The following is an 8,873-nucleotide window of genomic DNA, read 5'->3' as shown; positions in this document are numbered from 1 at the left end:
ATCTATCAGCGTCCGTTCGGCGGGCCTTCGCCCATGTTCTGCATGTGCCCGCCGAACGGACGCTGATAGATGGTGCCGTTGTCGTTGCGGCTGAACGGCACGCCCGCGTGCTCGAGCTCATAAACCGCAGCGGGCGCTTCGCGCACCATGTACTCGATCGCGTCCTGATCGCCCAGCCAGTCCGATCCCTTGACGGTATCGTACATGTGCCACGACCAGTGATCGGGAGAGTTGTTGCCCAGGCTGGCGGCGATGCCGCCCTGCGCCGCCACGGTGTGGCTGCGGGTGGGGAACACCTTGGTGATGCACGCAGTCTTCAGGCCCGCTTCGGCGCTGCCCATGGTGGCACGCAGGCCCGATCCGCCCGCGCCGACGACAACCGTGTCGTACACATGGTCGATGATCTTATAGGCTTCGGTCATCAGCTTGCAGCTCCGGCAAAGGCAATGCGCGCAACGGCGAAAATGCCGAGGGCGGCCCCGGCAACGGCGTAGAAGTTGAGCAGCAGGATCACGCCGAACTTCGTGCCATGGTCATGCACATAGTCCTCGACGATGACCTGCAGGCCCAGGCGCAGGTGATAGAAAACGGTGACGATCAGCAGGATCATCGCGGTGGCGGGCAGCGGCGCTGAAAGCCAGGCCGTGACGGTCGCATGATCGAGCGCGGGAAGGCTGACCAGCGAGGCGATGAACCACAGCATCAGGATGAGATTGCTGACCGCGGTGACCCGCGCCATCACCCAGTGATGCGTCCCCGTTTTGGCGGACCCCAGCCCGCGAACCTTGCCAATTCTGGTGCCACTTCCCATGGTCGACTCCCAGCGCGGGCCCCATAGCCCTGTCGCGCTCTTCAGATAATTCAAAAGATCAGGCGAAAAAGATGATCGCCCACAAAAACGCCGTCAGCACGATCGACAGCACCGGCAGCAGCGCCGACCAGCGGTTGTTGTTGTCAACCTCATAGCCCGCGCCGATATCCAGCACGAAATGGCGAAGGCCCGAGAGCATGTGCTGGAAGAAGGCCCAGGACAGGCCGACCATCAGCAGATAGCCGATGGGGCTGGTGGCCCAGCCGACATACCAGGCATAGGCTTCCGGCCCGCTGGCAAGCGCCATCAGCCAGCCGACGAGCAGAATCCCGCCGATCACGGCCATGCCGTCGCCCGTTGCGCGATGGAGGATCGAGACCAGCATGGCCGGGCCCCAACGCCAGATGGAAAGGTGCGGCGACAGCGGCCTGCCCGATGGTTTTGCCATGGTCTCCCCCGTTTAAACGATCGTGTTCATAAGCGAATTTGCGTCCCGCGCCTGTTTAGCCGATTGCCCACGTGATGCAATTGCTGATTGTGCGCGCTCCATTGCAGGCCCGGCATCGCGCTGCGCGGCAATGCGGCTCGAGCGGGCGCAGCAATAACCCGGCGTTAACCATGTGCGCATATGCCGAGGGCTGAAGCACCCCAGAAGCCAAGAGGACGCCATGGCAGACCCCCATCAGGATTCGAAAGGCAGCGCCGAGTTCAGGGAACTCTACCAATCCGTGGCGCACGAACTTTCGATCAGCCAGCGCCTGGCCGCCTTCGATGCTGCGGGCGATCTGCCCCGGTATGCGCGCCGGGCGCTCGACCTGCTGGAAAAGGATCAGGACGAGATCGCACTGGCCTTCTGGGACAATTACTGCCGCATCGCCAATCTTGCCAGCAAGGGTCGCGATCTCGAAACGCTCAAGCAGCGCCATGTGGAATCGAGCCGGATCTACACCCGCGAGAAAATGGCCCGTCTGGACGGCCAGACCTGGGTGGAAATGGCCTTCACGCATGCGCTGGCGGCCAGCAAGCTCGGCGTCCCGATGTGGCAGTTGCTCGCCGCCAACGCGCATACCCATGACTTTGCGATCAACCGGATGCGCGAGCGGCTGAACAACGACATGGACGAGTTTCAGCCACTGGCGCGCGCTACCGCGCAGGTGATGGTGATCGAGGCGGAGATCATGTCGTTCGCCATCAACGCGATGACCCACCGCGAGGCGCAGATGGTCCGCACTGCGCAGACCGCCAGCTTCAAGCAGACGGTCGATGGCGAACTGCAACAGGCATCGCATCTGGGCAGCGGCCTCAAGAATCAGGTCGTCAACGCATCCGAAGCCGCGCGCCAGATGCTGGGCCGCTCGTCCGAGGTCGCCGCCGCAGCCGAACAATCCGCCATCGCGATGCGCGAGGCAGCGCAGACCGCCGCCGGCCTGATCCGTGCGATCGAGGAAGCCCGCAGCGAAGTCGAGGTTGCCGCCGACGTCGCCGAGCGCGCCTCTCGCGAGGCGGGCCATGCGGTGGCAAGCACGCAGACGCTCTCGACCCATGCCGAATCGATCGAATCGATCCTCAGCCTGATCCGCGACATTGCGGGACAAACCAACCTGCTCGCGCTCAACGCCACGATCGAGGCGGCGCGCGCAGGCGATGCCGGGCGCGGCTTTGCCGTGGTCGCGCAGGAAGTGAAAAGCCTCGCCAACCAGACCGCGCGCGCGACCGACGATATTGCGCACAAGATCACCGCGATCCAGCAGGCCACCCGCGACACGGTCGCCTCGAACGATTCGGTGCGCGCCACGGTCAGCGAAGTGCAATCGAGCGCCGACCGCATCCGCGAGGCGATGGAAATCCAGGCGCAGACCGTGACGATCATCACCGCCGCGGTCGACGAGACCGCGCTGGCGGCCGATTCGATGTCCAATACCATCGGCACGATCCGCATCGACACCGAAAGCCTGGCGAGCGAGATGGACAAGGTTGGCGCCGGGTTCAGTCATCTGCAGAACCAGCTGGTCGAGCTGCGCAACCGGTCCGATCGCTTCGCGGTCGAGATCGGCCTGGCCAAGAGCGCCTGACGCCGCCAAATCGCGTTGCAGCGATGGACCGCGCGGCAGCGCGGCGATATGCTGACGCGCATGATCAGCGTCGAACAGAATATTCTCGTCACCGGCTCCAGCCGCGGCATCGGCCGCGCGATTGCCGACCTGCTCCACGAAGCCGGCCACCGGGTGGTCGGCCATGCGAGCCGTCCTTTCCCCGATGACAGCCCCGATGCGCCCGAATGGGACGTGGTGGCAGCCGATTTTAGCGATTTTCGCGGACCCGACCTGCTCTGGCAGGAAGCAATCGACCTCCTCGACGGCCGCATCGACGTGCTGATCAACAATGCTGGAATCTTTGTCGCCAATCCGATCGAACGGGGCGATGCCGAATGGCTTGCCGCCTGGGACGAGACGATGACGATCAACCTCACCGCCAGCGCACAATTGTGCCGCTTTGCGGTGCAGCATTTTCTCGACCACGCCAATGAAGGCCGCATCGTCAACATCGCCAGCCGCGCCGCCTATCGCGGCGACAGCCCGGCGCACTGGCATTATGCCGCGTCCAAGGGCGGCATGGTGGCGATGACCAAGTCGATCGCACGCGCCTATGCGGGCCATGGCATCTATGCCTTTGCCATCTGCCCCGGCTTCACCATGACCGGCATGGCGGAGGACTATCTTGCCAGCCGCGGCGGCGACAAGCTGCTCGCCGACATCCCGCTCGGCCGCGTCGCTATGCCCGACGAGGTCGCCACCATGGCCAGTTTCTGCGCCATCGACGCGCCGCCCTCAATGACCGGCGCGGTGCTCGACGTGAACGGGGCGAGCTACGTTCGGTAAGAGGTTTAATGCCTTCCCGTCACCCTGAACTCGTTTCAGGGTCTATTTTGCCGGATGGAGCTTCGGCTGGTGGGGCACGATGGATACTGAAACAAGTTCAGGATGACGACTGGGGCAAGCACTGGCCAACATCGCCGCCGCACTTTAAGGCCCACCGGAACGCAACCCACAAGGACCCACGCATTGGACAACTGGAAAGTCACCATCCCCTGCACGCTCGCCGAGGCGCAGACTGTGACCGAGGACATGACGCTCGACGACAGCAGCTTCGGCAGCCCCAGCCTGGTGGCGAGCGAGGTCGATGCCTATGCCGATCCGCAAGTGCCGGGAAGCTGGGCGCTGCATGCCTATTTTACGCAAGCGCCCGAAACCGCCTGGATCGAGACGCTGCGCGGCCTCGTCCCGAGCGCCGCCGGCGCGGCACTGAGCGCCGAATTGCTGCCCGACGAGGACTGGGTGACACTGAGCCAGGCCGGGCTCGAGCCGATCCGCGCCGGGCGCTTTCATGTTCATACGCCCGAAATGCCCGCCTCCGACGAACCGGGCGTGCGCAGCTTCGAGATCCCCGCGAGCCTCGCCTTCGGCACCGGGCACCACAACACCACGCGCGGCTGCCTGATGATGCTCGATTCGATGCAGGCCGCCGGGCTGCGCGTCACCAACCATATCGATATCGGCACCGGCACCGGGCTGCTCGCCTTTGCCGCGATGCACCTTTGGCCCGAAGCGCGCGCGATCGCGAGCGATATCGATCCGGTGTGCGGCCCGGCGGTCGAGCATAATGCTGCGGCCAATGGCCTTGCCATCGGCGACCAACCCGGCGAACTCGCCATGGTGATTGCCGAGGGGCTGGAAGATGCCCGGCTGCAGGCGCGCGCACCTTATGATCTGGTCATCGCCAATATCCTGGCCGGTCCGCTGATCGACCTTTCCGGCGATGTCGCGGCCGTCACCGCGCCCGGGGGCCATGCCGTGCTGTCCGGGCTGCTCGGGACGCAGGCCGAAGCGGTGGCGGGTGCATATCGCGAACAGGGCTTTGCGCTGGAAGAACGGCTGGACCTCGGCGATTGGACGGTATTGCGGTTGTGCAAGAGCGGCGTGGCCTGATTCCCAAGCCTCCCGGCTATAGTCCGTTCTCCGGCTTTCGCCGAAAGGCGGGGCTCGCATCCTCTTCCTTGAGCCTCAGCTCGTCACCCCCGCGAAGGCGGGGGTCCCGCTTCTTCTGGAACGTCCTGCAAAAGCGGGATTCCCGCGTTCGCGGGAATGACGGGTGATGCTGAAAAAGGCACGCACCCTGGTCGCCTGGCTGGCGCTGATCGCAGGCCTCGTCTTTGCCGCGGGCGAGATCGGCGGGCTTTGGGGCACCAACACGCAGTGGCGCGCGCCGAAAGACGGCGTGACCATCTATGTCGAGACCAACGGCTTCCACACGGGCTTCATCCTGCCCGCGCGCGCAGAGGGGATCGACTGGCACCGCATCTTCCCGCCGACCGACCTCAGCGACAGCCGCTATCACGCCACCGGCGCGACCGATCATGTTGCGATAGGCTGGGGCGAGCGCGATTTCTACTTGAACACCCCCGATTGGCGGCAGCTCGACCCCGCGACCATGGCGCGCGCCGCGATCGGCAGCGACGCGACGCTCATCCACATCTATCACATGAACCGCCCGCAAGAAGGCCGCTATGCCCGCAAGCTGGTGATCAGCCATGCCGCCTATCGCCAGCTTGCCGACCGATTGATGACGGACATTGCCTTTCCCGAGCGCGGCCCGCTGAAACCCATCCCCGGCTATGGCGGCGACGATGTCTTCTACCGGGCACATGGCCGCTATTCGCTGGTGCACAGCTGCAACGCCTGGACCGGCGACCATCTTCGCGCCATCGGCGTGCGCATCGGCGCATGGACCCCCGCCGAACATCATGTCATGCGCTGGTTTCCCGAAGTTTCGCCTCCAGAAACAGCCGCTCCGCCCACGCCGGACTGAGCGCCAGCGCATTACGATAGGCCGCTGCCGCGCCTTCGCGGTCACCCGTTTGCGCGAGCAGATGCGCGCGCGCCGCCTGCCAGGGGCGGTAGCGCTCGATCTTCTCGTCGCCCAGCGCCTCGATCGCAACTAGCCCCGCCTCTGCCCCCTCGACCCGCGCGAGCGCGATTGCGCGGTTGATCGCCACGACAGGCCCGGGGCGCAGCTGGATGAGCAGATCATAAAGCTTCAGGATCGCCGCCCAGTCGGTCCGCCCCTCGGCCTTGCGCCGCGCATGGGTCAGGTGGATCGCGGCCATCAGCTGGTACGGCCCGCTGCGCCCGAGCGCCGCAGCGCGCTGCATGGCCCGTGCCGCCGAGCCGATCAGCCGGTTATCCCACAGGGTGCAATCCTGCTCGCTCAGCGGGATCATCCGCCCCGCTGCATCGACCCGCGCCGCGCGCCGCGCCTCGCCCAACTGCACCAGCGCAGCCAGCCCCAGCACCTCGGGATCGTCGGGCAGCAGTTCGGCGAGCATGTCGGTGAGCCGCAGCACCTCGGGTCCCAGATCGGCGGTCGGCTCGCTGCCCGCGGCATCCTGAAACGCCAGCGCATAGCCGATTTCCAGCGTCGCCAGCACCGATTGCAACCGCTCGGCCCAGAGATGCGGCGGTGGGGTTTCGAACGGCACGCCCGCCTCGCGGATCTTGGCCTTGGCGCGGGTCAGTCGCTGGGCCATGGCGGGCGTCGCTAACAGGAAAGCTGCCGCGATCCGCTCCGTCGGCACGCCGCAGACCACGCGCAGCGTCAGCGCGGCGCGCGCCTCGGGCGCAATCGCGGGGTGGCAGCAGATGAAGATCAGCCGCAGCCGCTCGTCGGGAATCTGTTCGTCGAACAGCGAGACGGTATCCATGTCCTCGCCCTCCGCCGCTTCGGGCTGTGCGGCGATCAGCTCGGCCAGCCGCGCCTTGCGCCGCAGCCGGTCGATGATCCGCCGTCGTGCCGCCACATGCAGCCAGCCGCCGAGATTGCCGGGCGGCGGCGCATCGGCGAATTGGCGCATGGCAAGCTCCACCGCATCGGCAAAGCCGTCCTCGGCCAGGTCCAGATCGCGGAACCGCGCCGCCAGCGCCGCCACGACGGCGGGCCGGGCCGCGATGATCGCCGCGCCCAGCCCGGCCGAGGTCATGCGTCGGGGCCGCTCATCGGCCAGACCGGGCGGATCTCGAGCGCGCCCTTGGGGATCGGGATGCGCTTGGCCCATTGCAGCGCCTCGTCGAGATTGGCGACATCGATGATGTAGAAGCCGCCCAGTTCCTCATGGCTTTCGGAAAACGCGCCATCGTGGATCTGGTGCTCGCCCATGTTCCAGCGGATGGTGGTGGCGGTGGAGGCCGGCTTGAGCCGCTCGCCCGAATAGCTCACCCCGGCGGCGACCAGCGCCTCGCCCAGCGCCATGTGCGCCGCCAGCGTCTCGGCGAGCAGCTTCTCGCCCTCGGGGCCGGCATAGACGCTCTCGTCTTCGTGGATCATCAGCATGTACTGCATCATCATGTCTCCTCATCCGAACGCGCGATAGCCGCGCATTCTGCCCCCATGACGAACGGCGACAGGCGGATTCGACAGCCGATCAGGCAGAGCGCATGATTTCTGCCCATTCGGCCTCATCGACCACGCGCACGCCCAATTCCGCCGCCTTCTTGAGCTTCGACCCCGCGCCCGGCCCGGCGACGACCAGATCGGTCTTGGCCGAGACCGATCCCGCTGCCTTGGCCCCCAGCCGTTCGGCCTGCGCCTTGGCCTCGTCGCGGCTCATCGTCTCGAGCTTGCCGGTGAACACGATGGTCTTGCCCGACCATTCGGTCTCGCGCGCGGTCGAGACGAAGGCGGCAGGGCGGACCTCGGCGATCAGATCGTCGAACACTTGTGCGTTATGCGGTTCGTGGAAGAAATCGCCCAGCGCCTCGGCCACCGCCGGGCCGATGCCGTCGATCGCGGTGACCTCTGCTGTCGCCTCGATGCTGCCCTCCGCGAGCCGGCGTCCGATCTCGCCCACCGCCTCGGCGCTGCCGAAGCATTTGACCAGGTCCTTCGCCGTCACCGATCCGACATGGCGGATGCCGAGCGCGAACAGGAAGCGCCCCGGGTCCGCGCCGCGCCGCGCCTCGATGCTGGCGAGCAGATTGTCGACCGACTTTTCCTGCCAGCCCTCGCGCGCCAGGATCGCGCTGCGGTGCTGCTTCAGCCGGAAGATATCGCCCGGCAGCTTGATGAACCCCGCGTCGAGAAACTCGGCGATCGTCTTTTCGCCCAGGCCATCGATGTCGAGTGCGGCGCGGCTGACGAAATGCTTCAACCGCTCGCGCTGCTGCGCCGGGCAGATCAGGCCGCCGGTGCAGCGGACATCGACCTCGCCCTCTTCCGCCACCGCCTCGCTGCCGCATTCGGGGCAGTGATCGGGGAAATTGTAAGGCTCGCGAACCTCGTCGCGCGTCAGGTTCTCGACCACCTGCGGGATGACATCGCCCGCGCGCTGCACCAGCACCCGGTCGCCGGGACGCACGCCGAGCCGCGCGATCTCGTCGCGATTGTGCAGCGTCACGTTCGACACGACAACGCCGCCGACGGTGACGGGGGTAAGCCTGCCCACCGGGGTCAGCTTGCCCGTCCGCCCGACCTGGATATCGATCGCCTGCAGCGTCGTCTCGGCGCGTTCGGCAGGGAATTTGTGCGCCAGCGCCCAGCGCGGCGCCTTGGCGACGAACCCCAGCCGCGCCTGCCAGTCGAGCCGGTCGACCTTGTAGACCACGCCGTCGATATCATAGGGCAGATCGGCCCGCCGCCGTTCGATCTCGCGATAATGCGCGAGCAGATCGTCGAGTGTCTCGACACGCACCAGCAGCGGCGACACCGGCACCCCCATCGCGGCGATCGCCTGCATCACCTCGTGCTGGGTCTTGCCGGGCACGTCGCTTGCCACGCCCCAGCCATGCGCGAGGAAACGGAGCGGCCGCGCGGCGGTGACCCTGGCGTCCTTCTGCCGCAGCGACCCGGCGGCGGCGTTGCGCGGATTGGCGAACAGCTTCTCGCCCCGCGCCTCCTGCGCCGCATTCAGCGCGGCAAAGTCCTGCTTGGACATGTACACCTCGCCGCGGATCTCGAGGATGTCGGGCACATCAATGGCCCTCTCCCCTTCAGGGGGGAGGGTTGGGAGGGG

Annotated in this window: 9 protein-coding genes and 1 pseudogene; 4 read left to right on the top strand and 6 right to left on the bottom strand. The window is 66.5% G+C overall.

Annotation, left to right across the window (positions count from 1 at the left end):
- Positions 1-17: 17 nt before the first annotated feature.
- The 3 genes and pseudogenes from AX735_RS09520 to sdhC form a co-directional block, all read right to left on the bottom strand.
- Positions 18-422: pseudogene (locus tag AX735_RS09520) on the bottom strand (FAD-binding protein); the annotation flags it as partial.
- Positions 422-811, bottom strand: coding sequence for a succinate dehydrogenase, hydrophobic membrane anchor protein (gene sdhD / locus AX735_RS09515; RefSeq protein WP_060978157.1), 390 nt, complete (start codon positions 809-811; stop codon positions 422-424). The gene sdhD and the pseudogene AX735_RS09520, both read right to left, overlap by 1 nt.
- Positions 812-869: 58 nt before the next feature.
- Positions 870-1,259: a succinate dehydrogenase, cytochrome b556 subunit gene (sdhC, locus tag AX735_RS09510; protein ID WP_066279079.1), complete on the bottom strand. Its 390-nt coding sequence runs from the start codon at positions 1,257-1,259 to the stop codon at positions 870-872.
- A 220-nt stretch (positions 1,260-1,479) separates the two neighbouring features.
- On the opposite strand from sdhC, the gene AX735_RS09505 reads away from it, so the two are divergent.
- The 4 genes from AX735_RS09505 to AX735_RS09490 all read left to right on the top strand — a co-directional run bounded on the left by AX735_RS09505 (position 1,480) and on the right by AX735_RS09490 (position 5,677).
- Positions 1,480-2,883 (top strand): methyl-accepting chemotaxis protein, encoded by a 1,404-nt coding sequence (locus tag AX735_RS09505; RefSeq protein WP_066279075.1) that lies wholly within the window; start codon positions 1,480-1,482, stop codon positions 2,881-2,883.
- Between the two features lie 48 nt (positions 2,884-2,931).
- Positions 2,932-3,690, top strand: a complete 759-nt coding sequence (locus AX735_RS09500; RefSeq protein WP_231750077.1) for an SDR family oxidoreductase — start codon at positions 2,932-2,934, stop codon at positions 3,688-3,690.
- A gap of 183 nt (positions 3,691-3,873) precedes the next feature.
- The gene (locus tag AX735_RS09495) at positions 3,874-4,797 is read left to right on the top strand and encodes a 50S ribosomal protein L11 methyltransferase (RefSeq protein WP_066279072.1); all 924 of its coding nucleotides are present in this window, start codon (positions 3,874-3,876) and stop codon (positions 4,795-4,797) included.
- A gap of 166 nt (positions 4,798-4,963) precedes the next feature.
- Complete coding sequence (locus tag AX735_RS09490) at positions 4,964-5,677, top strand: DUF2459 domain-containing protein (RefSeq protein ID WP_066279069.1); 714 nt, start codon at positions 4,964-4,966, stop codon at positions 5,675-5,677.
- Here AX735_RS09490 and AX735_RS09485 read toward each other — a convergent pair.
- The 3 genes from AX735_RS09485 to ligA form a co-directional block, all read right to left on the bottom strand.
- Positions 5,616-6,845, bottom strand: coding sequence for an RNA polymerase sigma factor (locus AX735_RS09485; RefSeq protein WP_066279066.1), 1,230 nt, complete (start codon positions 6,843-6,845; stop codon positions 5,616-5,618). The genes AX735_RS09490 and AX735_RS09485 overlap by 62 nt on opposite strands.
- Entirely contained in the window at positions 6,842-7,210 is a 369-nt protein-coding gene (locus AX735_RS09480) for a YciI family protein (protein WP_066279060.1), read from the bottom strand. The genes AX735_RS09485 and AX735_RS09480 overlap by 4 nt, the downstream gene beginning before the upstream one ends.
- A gap of 76 nt (positions 7,211-7,286) precedes the next feature.
- Positions 7,287-8,837 (bottom strand): NAD-dependent DNA ligase LigA, encoded by a 1,551-nt coding sequence (ligA, locus tag AX735_RS09475; RefSeq protein ID WP_231750078.1) that lies wholly within the window; start codon positions 8,835-8,837, stop codon positions 7,287-7,289.
- Between the last annotated feature and the right edge of the window lie 36 nt (positions 8,838-8,873).

It is taken from the genome of Blastomonas sp. CCH1-A6 (genome assembly GCF_001556365.1).
In the GTDB taxonomy this organism is placed as follows: Bacteria; Pseudomonadota; Alphaproteobacteria; order Sphingomonadales; family Sphingomonadaceae; genus Blastomonas; species Blastomonas ursincola.
The sequence above is the reverse complement of the archived record's forward strand: the minus strand, read 5'-3'. Positions and strand labels throughout refer to the sequence as shown.

Excerpts from the sequence above, each read along its gene's own strand:
- AX735_RS09505 (WP_066279075.1), top strand. The coding sequence starts at position 1,480 with ATGGCAGACCCCCATCAGGATTCGAAAGGCAGCGCCGAGTTCAGGGAA.
- AX735_RS09490 (WP_066279069.1), top strand. The coding sequence starts at position 4,964 with ATGCTGAAAAAGGCACGCACCCTGGTCGCCTGGCTGGCGCTGATCGCA.
- AX735_RS09500 (WP_231750077.1), top strand. The coding sequence starts at position 2,932 with ATGCTGACGCGCATGATCAGCGTCGAACAGAATATTCTCGTCACCGGC.
- AX735_RS09480 (WP_066279060.1), bottom strand. The coding sequence starts at position 7,210 with ATGATGATGCAGTACATGCTGATGATCCACGAAGACGAGAGCGTCTAT.
- sdhD (WP_060978157.1), bottom strand. The coding sequence starts at position 811 with ATGGGAAGTGGCACCAGAATTGGCAAGGTTCGCGGGCTGGGGTCCGCC.
- sdhC (WP_066279079.1), bottom strand. The coding sequence starts at position 1,259 with ATGGCAAAACCATCGGGCAGGCCGCTGTCGCCGCACCTTTCCATCTGG.
- AX735_RS09485 (WP_066279066.1), bottom strand. The coding sequence starts at position 6,845 with ATGACCTCGGCCGGGCTGGGCGCGGCGATCATCGCGGCCCGGCCCGCC.